This window comes from Amycolatopsis sp. NPDC005003 (genome assembly GCF_053600695.1).
This window is the reverse complement of sequence record NZ_JBSGAI010000002.1, coordinates 21,262-43,308: the sequence shown is the minus strand read 5'-3', so window position 1 is coordinate 43,308 and position 22,047 is coordinate 21,262. Positions and strand designations below refer to the sequence as shown.

Sequence of the window (22,047 nt, the reverse complement as noted above, 5' to 3'; positions counted from 1 at the left end):
CCTGCGGCGGCTGAGCCGGTGCCGTCGAACGAGCCCCAGCCCGAGGCGGCCGCATCCGCCCCGCCCGAGCCCCCGGCGAGCGAGCCGAACCCAATCGGGGCTGAGGTCCCCAGCTCGGCGGAGCGGAAGCCGGTCCACCCGGTCGAGCCCGAGTTCCAGCAGGGGCCTCCCACCGCGCCGCAGGAACTGCCATCGGCCATTTCGCAGCCGCCGACGGCCCCGGCCGCCGAGCCTCAGGTGGCCCCGGGTCTGCCGCAGCCTGCGGCTGCGGCGGCCGCCGAGCCGGAGCCAGCCGGTGCTGGTTCGCCGCTGGTTGAGCCGGGTGGGACGCGGCCCGGTGCCGAGCCGCAGGTGGCCCCGGGTCCGCCGCAGCCTGCGGCGGGCGTGCAGCCGCAAGTCGAGTCGCAGGCACCCGGTGCCGGTTCGTCGACGGCACCGGCTGGCGCGCAGCCAGCCAACGAGCCGCAGGCCGCCCCTGATGCTGTTCCTCAGCCGACCGCCGCCTCGGGGGATGTATCCCGGGAGCCCTCGTCGGAGGCGCGGCCTCCGATGGTCGGCTCCCACCTGCCCCAGCCGCCGTGGGGATCCCCAGGCTTGCCGGCTCCGACCACCACACCGGGGCCGATCCCCGCTCCCAACACCCAGCCGGGTGCCGCACCCACCCAGAGCGGCTCGGCCGGCTCCGCACCTGGCGGTGCCCCGGCCGGTGGCCCACCGGCGCCTGGCTCCTCCACCGCACCCAGCCCCGCGCAGGGAACCGACCCGACCGGTGCCCGGATCGTGCCGGGCACGGGTCCGGTCAGCCCGGCAGCCGCCAATGCTCCGGCTCCCGGCCCGGTGCAACGCCCGCCCGCCGAGGCCCCCGCTGCGGGCCCGGCGCAGAGCCTGGCAGCCGCCAACATTCCGGTTGCCAACCCGGCGCAACGCCCGGACTTCGAGGCCCCCGCTGCGGGCCCGGCGCAGGGCCCGGCAGCCTCCAACACCCCGGCCCCCAACCCGGCACAACGCCCGGCCCCCGAACCCCCGGCCCCTACCCCAGCACCGACCACCCCACCCCAGCACGGCGAGGCCCAAAACCCGGCCCAAAACCCGGCCCAAAACCCAGCCCCACCGGCCCGCCCCAAACCGGTCTTCCCCGGCCCCGAATCAACCCCCCAGCCGTTCCCGGCCCGGCATGCCGCTCCGGCGCGGCCCGTCTTCCCCGGTCCCGGGACCATGCCGCCCGTGCCGCCGCCGGCGGCGAACGCGCGGCCCGTCTTCCCCGGCCGGAACACCCCGCTGCCGCAGCCCTCCAGGCAAGAGCCAGAACAAGAACCGGCCACGCCGCCCCGGGGCACGCCGCGTGGGTGGTTCGACGAATTCACCGAAACCAAAGAGCCCGAAGAACCGCCGGACTTCGGCCCCACCGGGCAGCCGACCGAGATCCCCTACCGGTACAAGCGCTGAAAAACCGGCCCGGGGGTGCGAACCTAGGACCATGTCCAAAGACCCGAACCCGGACCAGGGGTGGTACTACAACACCCGCACCCACCAGGTCGAGCACCTCGAACGCAGCCGCAGCGTCGATCTGCTCGGCCCGTACCCCGACGAGGCCACCGCCCGGCGCGCTCTCGAGATCGCCCGGGAGCGCACCCGGCGGGCCGACGCCGAGGAAGACGACTAGACCGTCAGCTGCGGGCCGAGCACGAACTCCGGGTCCACCTGCGCGGCGAGGTCGGCGCCGGCCCAGGCCGCCGCGTTGCGCAGGTGGAACTCGACCGCCTGGCGCTGGTAGCGGGCCCAGTCGCGCTGCTCCGCGTCGACCGCCGCGCGCATCAGGCCCAGCGTCTCGAGGTTGCGCGGCTCGAGCTCGGTGATCGGCCGGGCCGTGCCGCGCTCGGCCGCCCGCACGTGGCCCGACGCCGAAATCCAGCCCAGCAGCGCCGGGCCGACCTGGTCCTGCAGGAACTCGACGTCGTCGGCGTCCGTCACCTTGTTGCCCACCACCACGAGCCGCACCCCGAAGTCGCGTGCGTAGTCCGCGTACTGGCGGTACACGCCCACGCTGCGCACCGTCGGCTCACACACCAGGAACGTCACGTCGAATCGCGTGAACAGCCCCGACGCGAACGCGTCCGCCCCCGCCGTCATGTCCATCACGACGTATTCGCCGTCGACGTCGACCATGTGGTTCAGCAGCAGCTCCGCCGCCCCCACCTTCGAGTGGTAGCACTTGACGCCGAGGTCGTCTTCGTCGAACTGGCCGGTGACACCGAGCCGGATGCCGCCCAGCTGCCGGAAGCACGCCGCGAACACCGGGTTGTCCTCGAACGGCCGGACCAGCCTCGACCCGCGGCCCGGCGGGGTCGTCTTGATCATCGACGCCGCGTCCGGGATCCGCGGGTTGTCGCCGCGCAGGTAGTCCTTGATCAGGGCCATGTTGTCGCCCAGCGTCGGCCAGGCGAGCGCTTCTTCCTCGGTCGCGCCGAGCGCCACCGCGAGGTGCTGGTTGATGTCGGCGTCGATGGCGAGCACCGGCAGCCCGGCGTCGGCGAGGGACGCGACGAACAGCGACGACAGCGTGGTCTTGCCGCTGCCGCCCTTGCCGACGAACGCGATCTTCACGGTATCCCCTTCTGGCAATGATGACGGTTTTCATTATTACCCGGGCAACGTACACCCGACCGGCCCGCGCCCGATCGGGCGATCTCCGGGCCCGGAGCGGGTTAGGGTTGGGGGGTGCCTCCCCTCGTGATCAGGACACACTCGGCGGGCGGGGACTTCGGGCCCCTGCGTGCCGAGTTTTCGCTGCCGGAGTCGTTCGGGCCCGAGGTGCTGGCCGAGGCGGAGGCGGCGGTCCTCGACCCGCTGGCCAGCGCGGGTCCGCGCGAGGACGCGACGGACCTGCCGTTCGTCACCATCGACCCACCCGGGTCCAAGGACCTCGACCAGGCGATGGTCGTCGAGAAGACCGCGCACGGCTTTCGCGTGCACTACGCCATCGCCGACCTCGCCGCCTTCGTCCCGCCCGGCGGCGCGCTCGACCGCGAATCGCGCCTGCGCGGCCAGACGCTCTACCTGCCCGACGGCAACGTCCCGCTGCACCCGCCGGTGCTCTCCGAAGGCGCGGCGAGCCTGCTGCCCGGCGAGGTCCGGCCCGCGGTGCTCTGGACCATCGAGACCGACGACGCCGGCGAGCCGACCACCACCCGGGTCCGCCGCGCGCTGGTCCGGTCCACCGAACAGTTCGACTACGAGACGGTGCAGGCCGCGCTCGACGCCGGGAACCCGCACCCGTCGGTGGCCGCGTTGCCCGAACTGGGCCGGCGGCGGCGCGAACTGGCCGTCCGGCGCGGCGCCGTCGAGCTGCAGCTGCCGGAGCAGGAGATCACCGGCGACCCGGACGGCGGCTGGGTGCTCGCCCGCCGCCCGCGCACCGCCGTCGACGCCTGGAACGCCGAGATCTCGCTGCTCACCGGGATGGCCGCGGCGCGGATCATGCTCGACGCGCGGATCGGCGTCCTGCGCACGCTGCCCGACCCGGAACCCGAAGCCGTCGACTGGCTGCGCCGCTCCGCCGAAGCGCTCGGCATCGCGTGGGCGCCCGAAGCGACCGTTTCGGAGTTCCTGTCCCAATTGGACCCGGGACAGCCGGCGTCGATGGCGCTCTACGCGGACACGACCCGGCTGCTGCGCGGCGCGGGCTACACGGCGTTCGACGGCGAACTGCCCTCGCTGACGACGCACGCGGGCATCGGCGGCGCGTACGCGCACGTCACGGCGCCGATCCGGCGGCTGGTCGACCGGTTCGCCACCGAGATCTGCCTCGCCGTCTCGGCCGGCCGCGAGGTCCCGGAGTGGGTGCGCGCGGCGCTGGCCGACGTCCCGGAGCGGATGAGCGCGTCGGACACCCTCGCGGCGAAGGTCGAGCGGGCGTGCATCGACCAGGTCGAGGCGTGGGTGCTGGCCGAGCACGTCGGCGGCGAGTTCAGCGCGGTGGTGCTTCGCGCGGACGAGAACAAGGCGGAGATCCTGGTCGAGGACCCGACGGTGATGGCGAAGTGCGCGGGGGAGCGGCTGACCGCGGGGGAGCGGATCGCGGTCCGGCTGACCGCGGTCGACGTCGAGAAGCGGAAGGTGTCGTTCGAACGCGCATGACGTACCTGGTCGACGATCTCGGCGAACCGGTGCCGCTGTCCGGACCGGCTTCGCGAGTGGTGTCGCTCGTGCCGTCCCTGACCGAAGCGGTCGAGGTGAGCGCGCCCGGACGGCTGGCCGGCGCGACGGACTACTGCACGCACCCGTCCACTTTGGACGTCCCGCGCGTGGGTGGCTCGAAGTACCCGAAGCTGGACCGGGTGCTCGACCTGGCGCCGGATCTGGTGCTGGCCAACGCGGAGGAGAACCGCCAGGAGGACGTGGAACGCTTGCGCGCCAACGGAATCCCGGTGTGGGTGATGGCCGCGGCGGCTTCGGTGCCCGCCGCGTTGGGTTCGCTGCGGCGGATCCTCACGCAGGCGTACGAGCTGGACGAGCCGGAGTGGCTGGTCGCCGCGGAGGAGGCCTGGCGCGAGGTCCGGCCGGTGCGCTTCCACGCGGTGGTCCCGGTGTGGCGCAAGCCGTGGATCGTCCTGGGCCGGGACACGTTCGCCGGCGACGTGCTGCGCCGGGTGGGCGTGGCGAACGTGTACGCGACGGCGGAGGAGCGCTACCCGCGTCCGGACGTGGAGGAGCTGCGGGCCCACCTGAGCGCGGACGCGGACCTTCTGGTGCTGCCGGACGAGCCGTACCTGTTCACCGAGGAGGACGGCCCGGACCACTTCCCGGACGCGCGGTACGTCCTGGTCTCGGGGCGGCACCTCACCTGGTACGGGCCGTCACTGGTCGAGGCGCACACCGCTCTCGTGGCAGCGCTGGACTAGTCCTCGAGAGTGAGTCCGAGAATCGCTCTCACCGGCGATCCGCCGCGAGGCGCGGAAAACCATGATCGAAGGCACCGAAAGAACCCACCGAGGAGCCTTCACCATGATCAAGCACGTCGCCGCCGTCCTGCTCGCCGTCGCGCTGGCGGGCACCGCCACCCCGGCGTTCGCCACGACTGCCGGCCACGCCTGCGTCGCGCCGAAACCCCTGGACACCACCGCACTCGAGCAGGCGATCAAGGGCCTGCCGAACGACGCCGTCAACGCGGCGCTGGTCCGCGCGACCGGCCCGGACGGCTGCTGGACCGGCACCGCCGGCGTCGCCGACCGCCGCGCCGGGGCGCCGGTGAACCCGGACGCGCGGTTCCGGATCGGCAGCGTCACCAAGGTGTTCACCGCCGTCGTCGTGCTGCAGCTGGTCGCCGAACAGCGGATCGCCTTGGACGGCACCGTGCAGGAGTACCTGCCCGGCCTGCTGCCGGACGGCTATCCCGCGGTGACGGTCCGGCAGCTGCTGGACTACACCAATGGCCTGCCGAGCCCCGTGCTCGAAGACGACAGCATCGAATACGTGGTGGCACACCGGTTCGACCGCTGGACGCCGGAGCAGTACGTGGCGGCGGCGTTCGCCCAGGGGACGAAGGAGTTCGAACCCGGCACGGCGCAGCACTACCGCAACATCGGGTACATCGTCGCCGGGATGCTCGTCGAGAAGGTCACCGGACGCAGCTACGAAAGCCAGGTCCGGGACCGGATCGTGCGCCCGCTGCACCTGACCGGGACCACCGCGCCCGGGCACGACCCCGCGCTCCACGGCCCGTACGTGCACGGGTACCAGATCATGAGTGACGGCTCCGTCCAGGACGTGACGCGCTGGGACCAGTCGTTCGGCTGGGCCTCCAGCAGCATCGTCTCGACCACCCGGGACCTCGACGTCTTCACCGAGGCGCTGCTGGGCGGGCGGCTCCTGCCGCCTTCGGTCCAGCCGGAGCTGTTCGCCGTGCCGCCGGTCAAGGACGTCTCCGGGAAGCCCGCGAGCTTCGGGGCCGGCCTGCAGCGCTACCAGCTGCCGGGCGTGGGCGAGGTCTGGGGCAAGAGCGGCGGCTGGTACGGCTACCTCGCGGGGATCGGCGGCACGCGTGACGGCGCTCGCCGGCTCGTCTACGGCCTGACCGCCAACGACGCCAAGAACGGCGACAACCCGACGCCTGTCACGCAGCAGATCGTCCTGGCCGGGATGACGCTGGCCGCGCGCCGATGACCTGGTGGGTGCCGGGAACCGGGGAGCGGGCAGGATCACGTCCTGTGTCCGCATCGCCGGTGCTCGAACCCCTGAGCCGCCGCCTGCGCGCGCTGCCCGCCGCGGGGGTCGACGTGGCGCTGGCCGCGGGCGTGGCGGTGGCCGGGCTGTGGCCGTTCTTCTCCCGCACGAACCCGGCCGGCGGGTCGTGGCACCCGTGGGGCGTGGTCGTCGTGCTGGTGGCGGCGGCCGCGGTGGTGCTGAGGCGGCGGTTCCCGCTCGGGGTGCTGCTCGCGGGCCTGATCGGCGCCTGGGCCTACGACTTCACCGGAAACGTCCCGGCCCAGCCCGTCTGGTACGGCGTGCTGATCGCGCTCTACACCGTCGCCGTGCGGTCGGCGCCGTGGCCGCGGGTCGCCGCCCTCGTGCTCACCGTCGGCGGGAGCCTGCTGACGGCGTCGTCGGAAACCGCGCTGCGCAGCGGAATCCTCTTCGTCGCCGCCTATGCGATCGGCCGGGTCGCGGTGGCCGCCCGGGAGCGCGCGGAATGGCTGGAGCGCGAGCGGCTCGCCGAAGCCGTCCGGGCGGCGGAACGCGAACGCGCCCGGATCGCCCGCGACATGCACGACATCCTGTCGCACGCGGTCAGCCTCATGGTCGTGCAGGCGGAAGCGGGCCCGGTGGCCCTGCCCGGCGACCCGGCCCGCGCCGAGGCGGCCTTCGACGCGATCGCGTCGGCCGGGCGGGACGCGATGGCCCAGCTGCGCCGGATGCTCGCCGTGCTCAAGACCGACGACGGCCCGCACGCCCCGCAGCCGACGCTCGCCGACCTGCCGCGGCTGGTGTCCGGCGCGTCCGGAGCGGGGACGGACATCGCCTTCGCGGTCTCCGGGGAGCCGGGCGAGCTCACGCCGGACGCCGAGGTCGCCGCGTACCGCATCACGCAGGAAGCGCTCACCAACATCGTCAAGCACGCGGACGCCCGGCACGCGGGCGTCCACCTCGACTGGCAGGACGGCACCTTGACCCTCGAAATCACCGACGACGGCCGCGGGGCGAGCGGCCCCGGCACCGGCGGGCACGGCCTGATCGGCATCCGCGAACGCGCCGCGGCGTGCGGGGCCGAGGTGACGGCCGGGCCGCGACCGGACGGCCCGGGTTTCCGGGTGCGCGTGCGGTTCGGGGCGCGGGCATGACCGTGCGGGTGGTGGTCGCGGACGACCAGGAGCTGGTGCGCGCGGGCTTCGCGATGATCCTCGGCGCGCAGCCGGACATCGACGTCGTCGCGGAGGCGGGTGATGGCGCGGAGGCGATCGAGGCGGTCCGCGCCCACTCGCCGGACGTGCTGCTCCTCGACATCCGGATGCCCCGGATGGACGGCATCGAGGCGGCGAAGATCGTCTGCGCGTCGACGTCCTGCCAGGTGCTGATGCTCACGACGTTCGACCAGGACGACTACGTGTACGAAGCGTTGCGGGCGGGCGCGAGCGGGTTCCTGCTCAAGGACGTCCGGCGCGACGACCTCGTCCGGGCGGTCCGCGTGGTCGCGGCCGGGGACGCGTTGCTGGCGCCGTCGGTGACGCGCAAGCTGATCGCGCAGTACACGGCCCGCCCGGCCCGGCCGCCTTCCCCGGCACGCCTGGCGGAGCTGACCACCCGGGAACGGCAGACGTTGACGATGATCGCCCGCGGGCTTTCGAATGCGGAGATCGCCGCCGAGCTGGTGGTCAGCGAACACACGGTGAAGACCCACGTCAGCAACCTGCTGAGCAAGCTGGGGCTGCGAGACCGGGTCCAGGCGGTGATCGTCGCCTACGAAACCGGTCTCGCGGTCCCGGGCCTCGGCTAGAGCGTCAGACCGGTCAGGACCGTGACCCGCTCCTCGGTGAAGTCCGCCATCGCCGCCGCCGGGCCTTCGCGGCCGACGCCCGAGTCCTTCACCCCGCCGTAGGGCATCTGGTCCGCGCGGAAGCTCGGCACGTCACCCACGATCACGCCACCCACGCGAAGGGCCGCCGACACCTCGAACGCCGTCGGCAGGTCGCGCGTGAACACGCCCGCCTGCAAGCCGAACCGGGAGGCGTTGATCCGCGAGACGCCTTCCGCCACCGAAGAAACCCGGACCAGGGAAACCACCGGCCCGAACACCTCCTCGGCCATCACCGACGCGTCTTCCGGGACGTCCGCCAGCACCGTCGGCTCGACCGTCGCGCCCGACTGCGAACCACCCGTCAGGAGGCGACCACCCGCGGACACCGCGGACGAGATCCACGACGACACCCGGGAAGCGGCGTCGCCGTTGATCAGCGGGCCGACGTCGACACCGTCAGCTCGCGGATCCCCGGTCCGCAACGCACGCACCTCCGAAACCACCTTCGAGGCCAGCGCGTCGTAAACGGAGTCGTGGACGTACACCCGCTGCACCGAGATGCACGACTGCCCCGCCTGGTACATCGCGAACGTCGCGATCCGCTGCGCCGCGAAGTCCAGGTCCGTCCAATCAGGACAGACCAGGACCGCCGCGTTGCCGCCCAGCTCCAGGGACACGTGCTTGCGGGGCACCCGGTCGCGGATCGCCCAGCCCACCGGGACCGAGCCGGTGAACGACACCACCGGCAGCCGCGGGTCCTCGACCAGGCGGGACGACGTCTCGTTGTCCACCGGCAGGATCGACCACGAGCCCGCCGGGAGGTCCGCCGAAGCCAGGATCTCGCCCAGCAGCAACGCCGTCAGCGGGGTCGACGGCGCGGGCTTGAGCACGATCGGCGCGCCCACCGCGATCGCCGGGGCCACCTTGTGCGCCACCAGGTTCAGCGGGAAGTTGAACGGCGTGATGCCCAGCACCGGGCCGCGCGGTACCCGCCGCACCAGCGCCAGCCGGCCCGTTCCGCCCGGGTCCGTGTCGAGCCGCTGCAGCTCGCCCGAGAACCGGCGGGCCTCCTCCGCCGCCCAGCGGAACGTCGACACCGCGCGCCCCACCTCGCCGCGGGCCCACTTCAGCGGCTTGCCCGACTCGGCCGTGATGAGCGACGCGATCTCTTCGGACCGTTCACCCAGCGATCGGGACACGTGGTCCAGCGCCCCGGCGCGGACGTGCGCGGGCAGCGTCGCGAACTCGTCGGCGACGTCGGCCGCGGCCCGCACCGCGGCTTCGACGTCCGACGGCGAAGGGACGAAGTGGGACCCGGCCTCGGAGCCGTCGAACGAGTGACGGACAACAGCGGTCGCACCGCCGGTCACCGGCTTCCCGGCGACCCAGAACGGGAACGTCATGCGCGGATCTCCGTCCGGACGGCGTGTTCGAGCACCGAGAGGCCCTCGTCGAGCAGGTCGTCGGCCAGCGACAGCGGCGGCAGCAGCCGGACGACGTTGCCGTAGGTGCCGCAGGTCAGCACCACCACGCCGGCGCGGTGACAGGCCGCCGCCACGCGCTTGGTGAGGTCGGCGTCGGGTTCCGGCGTGCCGGGGCGGACGAACTCCGCGGCCAGCATCGCGCCGCGCCCGCGGACGTCGCCGATCACCCCGGTCTCGGCGGCCAGCGCGCGCAGCCGCGGCAGGACGACGCCTTCGATGCGCTTGGCCGACGCGGCGAGGTCCTCGTTCTTCATCGTCTCGATCGAGCCCAGCGCCGCGGCGCAGGCGATCGGGTTGCCGCCGTACGTTCCGCCGAGGCCACCCGGCGGGACCGCGTCGAGCAACTCGGCGCGGCCGGTGACGGCGGACAGCGGCAGGCCGCCCGCGATGCCCTTGGCCGTCGCGATCAGGTCCGGCACCACGTCCTCGTCGGTGGACGCGAACCAGGAACCGGTGCGGCAGAAGCCCGTCTGGACCTCGTCGGCGACGTACACGACGCCGTTTTCGCGGCACCAGGCCGCGATCGCGGGCAGGAAGCCGCGCGCGGGCTCGATGAAGCCGCCCTCGCCCTGGATCGGCTCCAGGACCACCGCGGCCACCTGGTCGCCGCCGATCTGCTTCTCGATCCGGTCGATGGCCAGCGCGGCTGCCTCCGGGCCGGACAGGCCGTCGCGGAACGGGTACGAGCCCGGGACCCGGTAGACCTCGGGCGCGAACGGGCCGAAGCCGTGCTTGTAGGGCACCGACTTCGCGGTCATGCCCATCGTCAGGTTGGTGCGGCCGTGGTAGGCGTGGTCGAACACGACGACGGCTTGGCGCCCGGTCGCCACGCGCGCGATCTTCACGGCGTTCTCGACGGCTTCGGCGCCGGAGTTGAACAGCACCGACTTCTTCGCGTGGTCGCCCGGCGTCAGCTCGGCCAGCGCTTCGCAGACCTCGACGTACCCCTCGTACGGCGTGACCATGAAACAGGTGTGGGTGAACCAGCAGGCCTGCTTGCGGACGCGGTCGACGACGGCCGGCGCGGAGTGCCCGACGTTGGTCACCGCGATGCCGGAGCCGAAGTCGATCAGGACGTTGCCGTCGGCGTCGGTGAGCAGCCCGCCGCTGGCGGAGGTGACGTAGACGGGCAGCACCGAGCTGACCCCGGCGGCGACGGCGGCGGTGCGCCGCTGCTGCAGCTCGCGCGAGAGAGGGCCGGGGATCTCGGTCTGCAGCCTGCGCTGGCGGGGCGCCGGGGCCTGCGCCTCGGCGGTGGTGCTTGCGGTCACGGCGTGCTCCTGGAAGTCGGTGGACGTCCTCAGGATGAGCGGTCACCGCGCGGTCGTCAGCTGGCCGTTCTGGACAACTCGCGGCGTAGGATTGGCCGTTATGGCACTCACCTTGGCCGGGCTGGCCGCCGAGCGCCCGCTCGGGCTGCGGGTGCTGACCGGCGAAGACGTCCTGGACCGCCCGATCGGCTGGGTCCACCCGACGGAGCTGACCGACCCGCAGGCCTTCCTCGAGGGCGGCGAGCTGCTGCTCACCACCGGCCTGGCGCTGGACGAAGAGACGTCGCCGGCCTACGTGCGCCGTCTCGTGGGGGCTCGCGTCGCCGGGCTCGGTTTCGGCGTCGGGCTCAGCCACGAGTCCGTCCCGCGCTCGCTGGTGGAGACGGCGGCGTCGGTGGGCCTGCCGGTGCTGGAGGTGCCGCGGAAGACGCCGTTCATCGCGATCACCCGCGCGGTGTCGCGCGCGGTGGCGGCCGACGAGTACGCGACGACGGTCCGCATCGGCCGCGCCCAGCAGGAACTGACCCGCACGGCGGTCGGCAAGGGCGGCCCGGCGGGGGTGCTGCGCAAGCTGGCGAAGCTGGTCGACGGCTGGGTGCTGCTCTTCGACCGCACGACCGTCACCGAAGCGGCCCCGGCAAGCGCTCGTGCGTACGGCGCTTCGCTGCGCGAGGAGCTGGAGCGGCTTCGCACCGGTACGCGGGTCGTCGCGCTCGACGGGCAGGAAGTCGTGCTGCAGACCCTCGACACCGGCGCCCGCCGCGTGCTCGCCGTCGGGGCGGCACTGGACACGGCGGGGCGGCACATCGTGAACACCGCGGTCTCGGTGCTTTCGCTGGCACTGGAGCAGGATCGCGCGCAGGCGGCGGCGCGGGAGGCGCTGCGGACCGGGCTGGTGGAACTGCTCGTGGGCGGCCAGGCCGAACTGGCGCTGCGGGTGCTGGCCGCGGCGGGTGGCGAGCCGCCGGAGCCACCGTGGTCGGTGCTGGTGTTCCTCGGCCCGCCCGCGGCCCGGCGCAAACTGCTCGGGGCGATCGAAGGAGAGCTGTTCGCGGCGAGATCCGGTGGGTCGGTGGTCGTCTTCGGGCCGGCGAGCGTGGTCGAGCCGGCCGCCGAGGCGGCGCTGCGGATCGGCGGCCTGCACGGCGGGGTGGCGGGGCCGGTCGCCCCGCGCGACTTCGCGGCCGGGCTCGAGCAGGCGGAACTGGCGGCCCAGGCGGCGGAGGCGGCGGGGAAGATCCTGGTCTCCGCGGCCGAGCACACCGGCCGAGGCCTGCTGTCGCTGATCGATCCGGTGGTGGCGCAAGCGTTTGCCCACGGTCTACTGGCCCCGCTGCGCCGCCACGACGAAACGGGCCGCGGCGACCTGGTCGATTCGCTGCGCTGCTGGCTGGAGCACCACGGCCACTGGGACGTCGCCGCGGCGCGCCTGGGCGTCCACCGGCACACGCTGCGCAACCGGATCACGAAGGTGCAGGAGCTGCTGGGCCGGGATCTCGACTCGCCGGGTGTCCGCGCGGAACTCTGGGTGGCGCTGCAAACCTGAGCACCACGACGGGCGTCTTCGGTAGGTGACCTGGAAACGCGCTACCGCAGTGGCTGTCGTCGTCGTGCTGCTCGCGGCGGGCGGGGCGGCGTTCCTGCCGTGGACCGCGAACCACTTCGGCTACGCCCTGCCCGGCGACGGCGGGCTCCCGTCGCGCATCCACCACGACGGCCGGGACTACCGCAGCGGCGAAACCTGCGTGAGGGCCGACGAAACATCCCTGACCCGGGTCGGCGAGGTCGGCACGTTGTTCGGTGCGCCGCACCCCGTGTTCACCACCCGGCCGGTGCCCGAGGGAACTCCGTTGACGGTTCTCGTGCGCGACAGCCCGGGCTGCTTGGTGGGATACGCCCTGCTGGGCGGCCCTTAGCCGCCGGTCACCAGCACGATCGGCGAGTCCCCGCAGCGCCGCAGCCCCGGCCCGGGCTCCGCACCCGCCGACCACCACGCCGGGACACCGGCCTCGCGGACCAGCGACCCCGTCGGCTGCCGGACGCTGTTCGACACGATCACCCGTCCTTGCGCGTTCAGCAGCGCCGCTCCGCGCCCCAGCGACCGCAGCCGGGGGCGAACCGCCCGTTCGAACTCGCGCACGTAGACGTCCGCTCCCACGACACCCGCGAACGAACCGCCCCGGAACACCGGGATCGTGAACGTCAGCGTGTACTCGTCGGTGCAGAGGTAGTCCACGTACGGGCCGTTGATGTGCCGCCGCCCGGTGTCGCGGGGGACGGTGAACCACGACTGGCGCGTGTAGTCCAGGAAGTTCTCGCTCGCCGGGTCGAGGCTGATGAACAGCTGGGCCGGCTCGGAAGACGAGCCCGTCCACCACTCGAAGCCGAATTCCGAATCGGCGAGCACGTTCGGGGCGCTGACGAACCCGGCGCCGATGATCAGCCCGCCCAGTGCCTCGGTGACCTGCGGGCGGATCCGGTGCAGCGCGGCCGCGGCCGGGCTGTCCGCCAAGACCGACTCGGCGGCGGCCAGCAGCGGCTTGAGCCGCTCGAAAACCCCTTCCACCAACGCGGAAACCTGCTCGACGACCTCGTCGCCGGCCAGCGTGCGGGTGTCGTTCACGGTGCTCACCTCGATGCGCGGAGTAGCGGAATTCTAGGGCGTGAGCAGGTCGAGGTGCACGTCCGCGAGCCGGTCGAGCGCGCCGAGAACGTGCTCTTCCGTCAGCTTGCGGGCCAGCTCGCCGTCCGCGGCGGAGATCGCCGCGGTGATCGCCGTGTGCTCTTCGCACGAGGCTGTCGCGGACCCGAGTGGCAGCCACAGCAGCCCGCCGAGCTCCCGCTGCAGGTGGACCTCTTCGTGCGTCAGCCGCGGCGACTGCGCGGCCGCCGCGACCTCGAGGTGGAACTGCCGCTCCGCCCGCGTGAAGTCGATGCCGTGGGCCGTGCGGAGGTCGTCGGCCGCCAGCCGCAGCCGGGCGACGTCTTCGGGGGAGCTGCGCTCGGCGGCGAGCTTGGCGGCGGCGCCGGCGATCGCGAGGTAGTGGTCGCCGACGTCCCGCAGGTCCGACAGCGACACCTCGCGCAGCCGCGAGCGCCACTCGTCCGGGGCAGGGTTGGCCGGCGCGCGGACGAAGCTGCCGCCGCTGCGCCCCCGCCGCGTCTCGACCAGCCCCTGCTGGCGCAGGGCCACCAGCGCTTCCCGGACCGTCACGGTCGAAACGCCGAACTGCGCGGCCAGGTCGGCCTCGCTGGGCAGCTGTTCGGAGTCGGCGAGCAGGCCGAGCGTGATGGCGTCGACCAGCCGCGCGGCCACCGCCTCCGCCCGGCCGACCTGGCCGAGCGGCGCGAACATGGCGGATCGCGCGCTGTGCGACATGCCCTTGCGCATCGTGCCCCTCCGGCCGGTTCCCCGTTCGCACCAATCTTGCCCCATCCCCTTGTCCTATTACATATGGAGTCATATGTTTTAGCTCCCGTCAGCATCGAGGAGTGAGCGTGCAGGAGCTGAAGCACTACGTCGGCGGCGCGTACGTCGAGTCCAAGTCGGGCCGGACGGCGGAGATCGTCGACCCGGTCACCGGACGTCCCTACTGCACCGCCCCGATCGCCGGGCCCGAGGACGTCGACAACGCGCTGCAGGTCGCCGCGACCGCGTTCGAAACCTGGCGGGAAACCACCCCCGCCCAGCGCCAGCTCGCGCTGCTCAAGCTCGCCGACGCCCTCGAGGCCCGCGCCGAGGACCTGGTGAAGACCGAGTCCGCGAACACCGGCAAGCCGGTCGCGCTGACCATGGCCGAAGAGATCCCGATGGTCCTCGACCAGGTCCGCTTCTTCGCCGGGGCCGCGCGCGTGCTCGAAGGCCGCGCGGCGGGCGAGTACATGGAGGGTCACACGTCGTTCGTCCGCCGGGAGCCGGTCGGCGTCTGCGCGCAGGTCACGCCGTGGAACTACCCGCTGCTGATGGCCATCTGGAAGATCGCGCCCGCGCTCGCCGCTGGCAACACGGTCGTGCTCAAGCCCTCCGACACCACCCCGGCGTCGACGCTGCTGCTCGCCGAGATCGCCGGCGAATTCTTCCCGCCCGGCGTGTTCAACGTGATCTGCGGTGACCGCGACACCGGCCGCGCGCTGGTCGAGCACGACATCCCGGCGATGGTGTCGATCACCGGCTCGGTCCGGGCCGGCATCGAAGTGGCCAGGTCCGCCGCGAACGACGTCAAGCGCGTCCACCTGGAGCTCGGCGGCAAGGCGCCGGTCATCGTCTTCGGCGACGCCGACCTCGAAGCGGCCGCCGGGGCCATCGCCGTCGCCGGGTACTTCAACGCCGGCCAGGACTGCACCGCCGCCACGCGGGTGCTGGTCGCCGACGACGTGCACGACACCTTCGTCGCCGCGCTCACCCGGCAGGCGGAGCAGACCAAGACCGGCAAGCCGGACGACGAAGACGTCGCCTACGGCCCGCTCAACAACGCCGCCCAGCTCGAGAAGGTGTCCGGGTTCATCGACCGGCTGCCGGAGCACGCGACCGTCCACTGTGGAGGAAACCGCGCGGGCGACGAAGGCTACTTCTACGAGGCGACCGTCGTCTCCGGGCTCCGGCAGGACGACGAGGCGATCCAGAACGAGATCTTCGGCCCGGTCATCACCGTCCAGCGGTTCTCCGGCGAAGCCGAGGCGCTGAAGCTCGCGAACGGCGTCCAGTACGCCCTCGCGTCGTCGGTCTGGACCCGTGACCACCAGCGCGCGATGCGCGCCGCCGCGAAGCTCGACTTCGGCTGCGTCTGGATCAACACGCACATCCCCCTGGTCGCCGAGATGCCGCACGGCGGCTTCAAGAAGTCCGGCTACGGCAAGGATCTCTCCCTCTACGGCCTCGAGGACTACACGCGCGTCAAGCACGTCATGAGCGCTTTGTGAGGTTGGCCGTGCCCAACCAAGCACCGTCCGAGACGCGGGAAGAGCCCGCCGCGCCGGAAAGCACGAGCCCGGCGATCCGGCTTTCCGGGCTGCGCAAGCACTTCGGTGACGTCCACGCGGTCGACGGCGTCGACCTCGACATCCCGCCGGGCGAGTTCTTCTCCATGCTCGGCCCGTCCGGCTCCGGCAAGACGACGGTGCTGCGCCTGATCGCCGGGTTCGAGCTGCCCACCGAGGGCACGATCGAACTCGACGGCCACGACGTCAGCCGGCTGGCGCCGTTCGAGCGGGACGTCAACACGGTGTTCCAGGACTACGCGCTGTTCCCGCACACGAGCGTGCAGCAGAACGTCGAGTACGGCCTGCGCGTCAAGCGCGTCCCGAAGCGGCAACGCCGGGAGCGCGCGCTGGAAGCGCTGAAGACCGTGCGGCTGGAGGACTACGGCTCGCGCAAACCCGCGCAGCTGTCGGGCGGCCAGCGCCAGCGCGTCGCGCTGGCCCGTGCGCTGGTCAACCGGCCCAAGGTGCTGCTGCTCGACGAACCGCTGGGCGCGCTCGACCTCAAGCTGCGGCAGGCGATGCAGCTGGAGCTCAAGCAGATCCAGCGGGACGTCGGCATCACGTTCGTCTTCGTCACCCACGACCAGGACGAAGCCCTCACGATGAGCGACCGCATCGCGGTGTTCAACGACGGCCGGATCGAGCAGGTCGGGCCGCCCGAGGAGGTCTACGAACGGCCCGCGAGCGCGTTCGTCGCCGGGTTCGTCGGGACGTCGAACCTGCTGGGCGGCCGCGGCGCCGAGAGCGTCATCGGCCGGCCGGGGCTGTTCAGCATCCGGCCGGAGAAGATCCGCATCGACGGCGACCTGTCCGAACCCGCCGCGGCCGGGCACACGAGCGCGACCGGCACGGTCACCGACGTCGTCTACGCCGGGGCGACCGTGCGGTATTCGGTCGCGCTCGACGCCGGGGGACAGCTTTCGGTCGTCCGGCAGAACACCGACGACGCGGCCTTCGCCGACGGGCGCGTCCGGCTCAGCTGGCGGAACGAACACAGCTTCCAGGTCCAGTAGTCCTCGAAAGGGATGCCATGAAGAACAGGAAGACGCGGCTCGCCGGGGTTCTCGGCGCCAGCCTGCTGTTGGCTGCATGTGGCACGTCCGGTTCGAACTCCGCCGCGCCGCCCGGTGCGCAGGGCTTCACGCCGCCGAAGCTGGAAGCGCTGAAGGCGCTCGGCCAGCCGGAAGGGCAGCTGAACGTGCTCGCCTGGCCGGGGTACGCGGAGAACGGCTCGAACGACCCGAAGGTCGACTGGGTGACGCCGTTCGAGCAGCAGACCGGCTGCAAGGTGAACGTCAAGCCGTTCGGGACGTCCGACGAGGCCGTCACGCTGATGAAGACCGGCCAGTACGACGTCGTGTCCGCCTCGGGTGACGCGTCGCTGCGGCTGGTGGCTTCGGGCGACGCCGAGCCGGTGAACACCGCGCTCGTCCCGAACTACGCCGACGTCCAGCCGTTCCTCAAGGACAAGTCGTGGAACAGCGTCGGCGGCGTTCCCTACGGCATCCCGCACGGCTGGGGTGCGAACCTGCTGACCTGGCGCACCGACAAGGTGACCCCCGCGCCGACGTCGTGGTCGGTGCTGTTCGACGCGAACTCGCCCTACAAGGGCAAGGTGATCGCCTACGACTCGCCCATCTACATCGCCGACGCCGCCCTCTACCTCCAGGCACACCAGCCGGATCTGGGCATCAAGAACCCGTACGCCCTCGACGACAAGCAGTTCACCGCCGCGGTGAACCTGCTCAAGCAGCAGCGGCCGCTGGTGAGCGAGTACTGGTCGGACTACCTCAAGGAGTCGCAAGCGCTGAAGAACGCCGATGCCGTCGTCGGCACCGCTTGGCAGGTCACGGTCAACCTGACCAAGGGCGAAGGCGCACCGCTCGAGGCCGCCGTGCCGAGCGAGGGCGCGACCGGGTGGTCGGACACCTGGATGGTCGCGGCGAAGTCGGCGCACAAGACGTGCGCGTACAAGTGGCTCGACTACATCATCAGCCCGAAGGCCAACGCCCAGGTCGCCGAGTACTTCGGCGAGGCGCCGGCGAACACCAAGGCGTGCGCGGAGATGACGGACAAGACGCTCTGCGACACCTACCACGCCAACGACCCGGCGTACGCGGCGAAGATCGCGTACTGGACCACACCGATCCCGCAGTGCCTCGACGGCCGCACGGACGTCAAGTGCAAGGACTACGGCGAGTGGACGAAGGCCTGGACCGAGATCAAGGGCTGACATGACCGCCTTCTTCCACCGGAGGCCCAAGCTGCGCTTGGGCCTCCTGCTCTCGCCGCCGCTGCTCTGGCTCGGCCTGGCCTACCTGGGCGCGCTCGCCGCGTTGTTCGTCACGGCGTTCTGGCACACCGACGCCTTCACCGGCCAGGTCGTCATCGAGTGGTCGCTGGACAACTTCAAGACGCTGTTCACCGACGCGGTCTACCGCACGATCACTTTCCGCACGGTGGGGATCGCGGCGCTGGTGACGGTGATCGACGCGGTCATCGCGTTCCCGATGGCCTACGCGATGGCCAAGCTCGCTTCGCCGCGGGCGCAACGGATCCTGGTGATCGCGGTGATGACGCCGCTGTGGGCGAGCTACCTGGTGAAGGCGTACGCGTGGCGCTCCATGTTGTCCGGCAACGGCGCCCTGCACTGGCTTTCGCCCGGTTACGGCGTCACCGCCACGATCATGACGCTGTCCTACCTCTGGCTGCCGTACATGATCCTGCCGATCTACGCGGGTCTCGACCGGCTGCCGGACTCCCTGGTGGACGCTTCGGGCGATCTGGGCGCCCGCTCGCTGCGGACGTTCCGCTCGGTGATCCTGCCGTTGACGTTCCCGGCGATCGTGGCGGGCTCGATCTTCACGTTCTCGCTGTCCCTGGGCGACTACATCGCGGTGAAGATCGTCGGCGGCACGTCCCAGATGCTCGGCAACGTCGTCTACGACAACATCGGCGCGGCCAACAACCTCCCGTTCGCGGCGACGGTGGCGACCGTGCCGGTCGTGATCATGCTCGCGTACCTGGCCGCGGTCCGCCGCACGGGTGCGCTCGACAACCTGTAGGAGCTTTCCGATGCGCAAGCTGCTGTGGACGGCGCTCGGGCTCGGCCTGGCGGTGCTCTACTTCCCGCTGGTGGTGGTGCTGCTCAACTCGTTCAACGCGGACACGACGTTCGGCTGGCCGCCGCCCGAGTTCACCCTGGAGTGGTGGAGCCGCGCGGCGTCGAACGAAGGCGCGTTGCACGCGCTGTGGACGAGCGTGCAGGCGGGCCTGGCGGCGACGGCGATCGCGCTGGTGCTCGGCACGATGGCGGCGTTCGCGTTGCAGCGCTACCGGTTCTTCGGCCGCAACCCGGTGTCGCTGCTGATCATCCTGCCGATCGCGCTGCCCGGGATCGTCACCGGCATCGCGCTGAACAACGCGTTCCGGACGATCCTGGGCATCGACCTCGGCCTGCTGACGGCGATCATCGCGCACGCGACCTTCTGCATCGTGGTGGTGTTCAACAACGTGGTGGCGCGGCTGCGCCGGATGGGCGGCAACCTGGAGGAGGCGTCGATGGACCTCGGCGCGACCGGCTTCACGACGTTCCGGCTGGTGACGTTCCCGATGCTGCGCTCGGCGCTGCTGGCGGGCGGCCTGCTGGCGTTCGCACTGTCGTTCGACGAGATCATCGTGACGACGTTCACCCTGGGCACGGGCATGGAGACGCTGCCGATCTGGATCTACGACAACCTGTTCCGGCCCAACCAGGCCCCGATCGTGAACGTGGTGGCGGCGGTGCTGATCGTCGTGTCGACGGTCCCGGTGTACCTGGCGCAACGGCTTTCCGGCGACACGGCCTCGGGTGGGCGGCTCTAGGGGTTTCGTCGCTTGCCGAGCGGACCGCGGAGCGAGCGGCCGGCGAAGAAGCCGACCACGCTGCCCTGACGACCGGCGGCTCAGGACCGGAACGAGTCCGTCGCCGCTCGCAGGGCCGCCAGTACGCCCGGGTCCGTCACCGCGTGCCCGGCGCCCTCGATCAGCTTCAGCTCCGAGCCCGGCCACGCCCGGTGCAGCTCGTACGCCGTCACCGGCGGGCACACCGTGTCGTAGCGGCCCTGGACGAGCACGCCTGGGATGCCCGCGAGCTTGCCGGCGTCGCGGATCAGCTGCCCGTCGTCGAGCCAGGCGCCCCGGGTGAAGTAGTGGACGGCGAGCCGGGCGAACGTCAGCGCGAACGCCGGGTCCGCGTACTGGCGGACGAACGACTCCTGCGGCAGCACCGAAACCGTCGCGCCCTCCCAGGTGCTCCACGCGACCGCCGCGCGGTGGCGGACCTCCTCGGCCGGGTCGTCGAGCAGCACCGCGTACCCGGCCAGCGGGTCCTCCCGCAGCGAAGGCGGGAGTGGCGCGAGGAACGCTTCCCATTCGCGCGGGAACAGGTGGGCCGCGCCACCGCGGTAGATCCAGTCCAGCTCGCTCTGCCGCACGGTGAACACCCCGCGCAGGATGATCTCGCTGACGCGCGAGGGGTGCGTCTCGGCGTAGGCGAGGGCGAGCGTCGCGCCCCACGAGCCGCCGAAGAGCTGCCAGCGCTCGATGCCGAGCCGCTCGCGCAGCAGTTCCATGTCGGCGACCAGGTGCCACAGCGTGTTCGCGGTGAGGTCGCCCGCGTCCGGCGTCGACTGCCCCGAGCCGCGCTGATCGAACAGGACGATCCGGTAGGCCGCGGGGTCGAAGTGCCGCCGGGCCATCGGGGCGATCCCGCTGCCGGGGCCGCCGTGCAGCACCACCACCGGCTTCCCGGCCGGGTTGCCCGCCTCCTGGCACCGGATCCGGTGGCCGTCACCGGTTTCCAGGAACCCTTCGGCACGCGGGGCGATCGGCGGGTACAGCTCGTCCATGCGAGTCACTGTGCCTTATGGGGATGACTGCCGGCCGCCTAGGCCGATCTGCCTCACGGAGGTGACACTTCGCCGTAGGGCCTCGGCTGCCGCCCCGGCGCCCCGCCGCCGGGCGCCGGGACGGCGGCCGAGAAAGGTGGGGACCCGCCCCCGCCGCCGGGCTGAGCGGGTCCCCGGTCCGAGGGCGTCAGCCGCCGTGGGGAGCTGTCGGGAGCGAATGGCCGTCGGGGTGGTCACGACGACCGGCGATCCGCACGCGCATTCCGTCCTCCTCGTCGAGGTTTCGATGCTTCGTCGTGGCGGCGACGGGCTAAACGCTAAGCCACGAGTCGAACACCAGTCAAGAACATGACTGATGTTCATACATGTGAACGCCAGCTGTGAGGACGCTGAGCGGGAGCGTCCCCCTTGCCCGGTGCTTGCGAAAGGGCCGGTACTTTCCAGTATCGGGATTCGGCACGGCGTTTTCGAAAGAGGGTACGGAATGTCCGCGGTGACCTATTTCGAGGCGATTGTCGTCGGGGCATTGCAAGGGGTGTCGGAATTGTTTCCGGTGTCCAGTCTCGGGCACAGCATCCTGCTGCCCGCCTGGCTGGGCGGCTCGTGGCAGCGGGACCTCAGCATCGGGAAGGACTCGCCGTACCTCGCGGTGCTCGTCGCCATGCACGTCGCCACCGCGCTCGCGCTGGTCCTGTTCTTCCGCAAGGACTGGGTGCGGATCATCGGCGGGCTGTGGACGTCGGTCCGCCACCGCGAGGTCCGCACGCCCGACCAGCGGCTCGCGTGGCTCCTCGTGCTCGCCACCATCCCGGTCGGGCTGGCCGGCCTGCTCCTGGAAGGCCTGCTGCGCGACTTCCTCGGCAAGCCGGTGCCGTCGGCGATCTTCCTCGCGCTCAACGGCGGCGTCCTCTACGCCGCCGAGAAGTTCTCCCGCCGCAAGCCCGCGGCGGAAGCGGACACTGTGGACTTTTCGGCCGAGGACACGCTGGTCATGCGGGCGGTCTCGGTCGAGGAGGCGACCGACGTCCGGCTGGCGAAGCTGCGCGTCGGCGAGGCGGTGCTGATCGGCGCCGCGCAGATCCTCGCGCTGCTGCCGGGCATCAGCCGCTCGGGCATCACGATGGTCGCCGGCCTGCGCCGCGGGCTGGGCCACGAGGACGCGGCGCGGTTCGCCTTCCTGCTCGCCACGCCGGTGATCCTGGCCGCGGGCGTGCTCAAGACGCCGACGCTGTTCGCCCCCGAAAACCACGCTTCGCTCGGCCCCGCGCTCGTCGGCAGCGTCATCGCCGGGGTCGCTTCGTACATTTCCGTCCGGTTCCTCACCGGATACTTCGAAACGCGCACACTGACCCCGTTCGCCATTTACTGCGTGGTCGCCGGAATCGGCAGCCTGCTCTTCTTCGCGGTCTGAC

General features: G+C 72.0%; 20 protein-coding genes. 14 read left to right on the top strand and 6 right to left on the bottom strand.

All coding sequences use genetic code 11. From position 1 onward, the window contains the following. Window positions 1–1,477 precede the first annotated feature (1,477 nt). On the top strand, window positions 1,478–1,663 hold the full coding sequence (locus ACWED2_RS02585; protein ID WP_013223095.1) for a hypothetical protein: 186 nt from the start codon (window positions 1,478–1,480) through the stop codon (window positions 1,661–1,663). On the opposite strand, the gene ACWED2_RS02580 is transcribed toward ACWED2_RS02585, so the two are convergent. Beyond that, entirely contained in the window at window positions 1,660–2,604 is a 945-nt protein-coding gene (locus tag ACWED2_RS02580; protein ID WP_449688680.1) for an ATP-binding protein, read from the bottom strand. The genes ACWED2_RS02585 and ACWED2_RS02580 overlap by 4 nt on opposite strands. Before the next feature lie 126 nt (window positions 2,605–2,730). On the opposite strand from ACWED2_RS02580, the gene ACWED2_RS02575 reads away from it, so the two are divergent. The 5 genes from ACWED2_RS02575 (at window position 2,731) to ACWED2_RS02555 (ending at window position 7,990) form a co-directional block, all read left to right on the top strand. Then, window positions 2,731–4,137 carry an RNB domain-containing ribonuclease gene (locus tag ACWED2_RS02575; protein WP_449688992.1) on the top strand — a complete coding sequence of 469 codons (1,407 nt, stop codon included), beginning with the start codon at window positions 2,731–2,733 and terminating at the stop codon, window positions 4,135–4,137. Continuing rightward, the gene (locus tag ACWED2_RS02570) at window positions 4,134–4,901 is read left to right on the top strand and encodes a helical backbone metal receptor (RefSeq protein WP_449688679.1); all 768 of its coding nucleotides are present in this window, start codon (window positions 4,134–4,136) and stop codon (window positions 4,899–4,901) included. The genes ACWED2_RS02575 and ACWED2_RS02570 overlap by 4 nt, the downstream gene beginning before the upstream one ends. Window positions 4,902–5,004: 103 nt before the next feature. After that, a complete protein-coding gene (locus ACWED2_RS02565; protein WP_449688678.1) occupies window positions 5,005–6,162 on the top strand; it encodes a serine hydrolase domain-containing protein in 1,158 nt (385 codons plus the stop codon). Between the two features lie 44 nt (window positions 6,163–6,206). Beyond that, the gene (locus ACWED2_RS02560) at window positions 6,207–7,337 is read left to right on the top strand and encodes a sensor histidine kinase (protein ID WP_449688677.1); all 1,131 of its coding nucleotides are present in this window, start codon (window positions 6,207–6,209) and stop codon (window positions 7,335–7,337) included. Next, complete coding sequence (locus ACWED2_RS02555; RefSeq protein WP_449688676.1) at window positions 7,334–7,990, top strand: response regulator; 657 nt, start codon at window positions 7,334–7,336, stop codon at window positions 7,988–7,990. Before ACWED2_RS02560 ends, ACWED2_RS02555 begins: the two co-directional genes overlap by 4 nt. On the opposite strand, the gene ACWED2_RS02550 is transcribed toward ACWED2_RS02555, so the two are convergent. Together ACWED2_RS02550 and gabT are read right to left on the bottom strand one after the other, a co-directional pair. Next, on the bottom strand, window positions 7,987–9,414 hold the full coding sequence (locus ACWED2_RS02550; RefSeq protein WP_449688675.1) for an aldehyde dehydrogenase family protein: 1,428 nt from the start codon (window positions 9,412–9,414) through the stop codon (window positions 7,987–7,989). The two genes, ACWED2_RS02555 and ACWED2_RS02550, sit on opposite strands and share 4 nt — an antisense overlap. Then, entirely contained in the window at window positions 9,411–10,766 is a 1,356-nt protein-coding gene (gene gabT / locus ACWED2_RS02545) for a 4-aminobutyrate--2-oxoglutarate transaminase (RefSeq protein ID WP_449688674.1), read from the bottom strand. Before gabT ends, ACWED2_RS02550 begins: the two co-directional genes overlap by 4 nt. A gap of 100 nt (window positions 10,767–10,866) precedes the next feature. On the opposite strand from gabT, the gene ACWED2_RS02540 reads away from it, so the two are divergent. After that, window positions 10,867–12,312, top strand: coding sequence for a PucR family transcriptional regulator (locus tag ACWED2_RS02540; protein ID WP_449688673.1), 1,446 nt, complete (start codon window positions 10,867–10,869; stop codon window positions 12,310–12,312). Between the two features lie 49 nt (window positions 12,313–12,361). Then, a complete protein-coding gene (locus ACWED2_RS02535; protein WP_449688672.1) occupies window positions 12,362–12,682 on the top strand; it encodes a hypothetical protein in 321 nt (106 codons plus the stop codon). Here ACWED2_RS02535 and ACWED2_RS02530 read toward each other — a convergent pair. Beyond that, the gene (locus ACWED2_RS02530; RefSeq protein WP_449688671.1) at window positions 12,679–13,389 is read right to left on the bottom strand and encodes a cache domain-containing protein; all 711 of its coding nucleotides are present in this window, start codon (window positions 13,387–13,389) and stop codon (window positions 12,679–12,681) included. The genes ACWED2_RS02535 and ACWED2_RS02530 overlap by 4 nt on opposite strands. A gap of 33 nt (window positions 13,390–13,422) precedes the next feature. Further along, a complete protein-coding gene (locus tag ACWED2_RS02525; protein WP_449688670.1) occupies window positions 13,423–14,157 on the bottom strand; it encodes a FadR/GntR family transcriptional regulator in 735 nt (244 codons plus the stop codon). 107 nt (window positions 14,158–14,264) lie between these two features. Between ACWED2_RS02525 and ACWED2_RS02520 the strand changes: the two genes are divergently transcribed. Genes ACWED2_RS02520 through ACWED2_RS02500 form a run of 5 tightly spaced genes read left to right on the top strand, consistent with a single transcriptional unit; the run spans window position 14,265 to window position 19,610 of the window. Further along, window positions 14,265–15,686: a gamma-aminobutyraldehyde dehydrogenase gene (locus ACWED2_RS02520; protein WP_449688669.1), complete on the top strand. Its 1,422-nt coding sequence runs from the start codon at window positions 14,265–14,267 to the stop codon at window positions 15,684–15,686. Then, window positions 15,683–16,759 (top strand): ABC transporter ATP-binding protein, encoded by a 1,077-nt coding sequence (locus ACWED2_RS02515; protein WP_449688668.1) that lies wholly within the window; start codon window positions 15,683–15,685, stop codon window positions 16,757–16,759. The genes ACWED2_RS02520 and ACWED2_RS02515 overlap by 4 nt, the downstream gene beginning before the upstream one ends. Before the next feature lie 17 nt (window positions 16,760–16,776). Then, window positions 16,777–17,979: an ABC transporter substrate-binding protein gene (locus tag ACWED2_RS02510; protein WP_449688667.1), complete on the top strand. Its 1,203-nt coding sequence runs from the start codon at window positions 16,777–16,779 to the stop codon at window positions 17,977–17,979. Between the two features lies 1 nt (window position 17,980). Then, the gene (locus tag ACWED2_RS02505) at window positions 17,981–18,811 is read left to right on the top strand and encodes an ABC transporter permease (protein ID WP_449688666.1); all 831 of its coding nucleotides are present in this window, start codon (window positions 17,981–17,983) and stop codon (window positions 18,809–18,811) included. A gap of 10 nt (window positions 18,812–18,821) precedes the next feature. Then, window positions 18,822–19,610: an ABC transporter permease gene (locus ACWED2_RS02500; RefSeq protein WP_449688665.1), complete on the top strand. Its 789-nt coding sequence runs from the start codon at window positions 18,822–18,824 to the stop codon at window positions 19,608–19,610. A gap of 80 nt (window positions 19,611–19,690) precedes the next feature. Here the strand turns inward: ACWED2_RS02500 and pip are convergent, their stop codons facing one another. Next, entirely contained in the window at window positions 19,691–20,635 is a 945-nt protein-coding gene (pip, locus tag ACWED2_RS02495) for a prolyl aminopeptidase (RefSeq protein WP_449688664.1), read from the bottom strand. Window positions 20,636–21,119: 484 nt separating this feature from the next. On the opposite strand from pip, the gene ACWED2_RS02490 reads away from it, so the two are divergent. Then, the gene (locus ACWED2_RS02490) at window positions 21,120–22,046 is read left to right on the top strand and encodes an undecaprenyl-diphosphate phosphatase (protein ID WP_449688663.1); all 927 of its coding nucleotides are present in this window, start codon (window positions 21,120–21,122) and stop codon (window positions 22,044–22,046) included. Window position 22,047: the final 1 nt, after the last annotated feature.

Coding starts and splice junctions, on each gene's coding strand:
- ACWED2_RS02510 (WP_449688667.1), top strand. CDS start 16,777: ATGAAGAACAGGAAGACGCGGCTCGCCGGGGTTCTCGGCGCCAGCCTG.
- ACWED2_RS02500 (WP_449688665.1), top strand. CDS start 18,822: ATGCGCAAGCTGCTGTGGACGGCGCTCGGGCTCGGCCTGGCGGTGCTC.
- ACWED2_RS02585 (WP_013223095.1), top strand. CDS start 1,478: ATGTCCAAAGACCCGAACCCGGACCAGGGGTGGTACTACAACACCCGC.
- ACWED2_RS02555 (WP_449688676.1), top strand. CDS start 7,334: ATGACCGTGCGGGTGGTGGTCGCGGACGACCAGGAGCTGGTGCGCGCG.
- ACWED2_RS02565 (WP_449688678.1), top strand. CDS start 5,005: ATGATCAAGCACGTCGCCGCCGTCCTGCTCGCCGTCGCGCTGGCGGGC.
- ACWED2_RS02550 (WP_449688675.1), bottom strand. CDS start 9,414: ATGACGTTCCCGTTCTGGGTCGCCGGGAAGCCGGTGACCGGCGGTGCG.
- pip (WP_449688664.1), bottom strand. CDS start 20,635: ATGGACGAGCTGTACCCGCCGATCGCCCCGCGTGCCGAAGGGTTCCTG.
- ACWED2_RS02505 (WP_449688666.1), top strand. CDS start 17,981: ATGACCGCCTTCTTCCACCGGAGGCCCAAGCTGCGCTTGGGCCTCCTG.
- ACWED2_RS02525 (WP_449688670.1), bottom strand. CDS start 14,157: ATGCGCAAGGGCATGTCGCACAGCGCGCGATCCGCCATGTTCGCGCCG.
- ACWED2_RS02540 (WP_449688673.1), top strand. CDS start 10,867: ATGGCACTCACCTTGGCCGGGCTGGCCGCCGAGCGCCCGCTCGGGCTG.
- ACWED2_RS02570 (WP_449688679.1), top strand. CDS start 4,134: ATGACGTACCTGGTCGACGATCTCGGCGAACCGGTGCCGCTGTCCGGA.
- ACWED2_RS02490 (WP_449688663.1), top strand. CDS start 21,120: ATGTCCGCGGTGACCTATTTCGAGGCGATTGTCGTCGGGGCATTGCAA.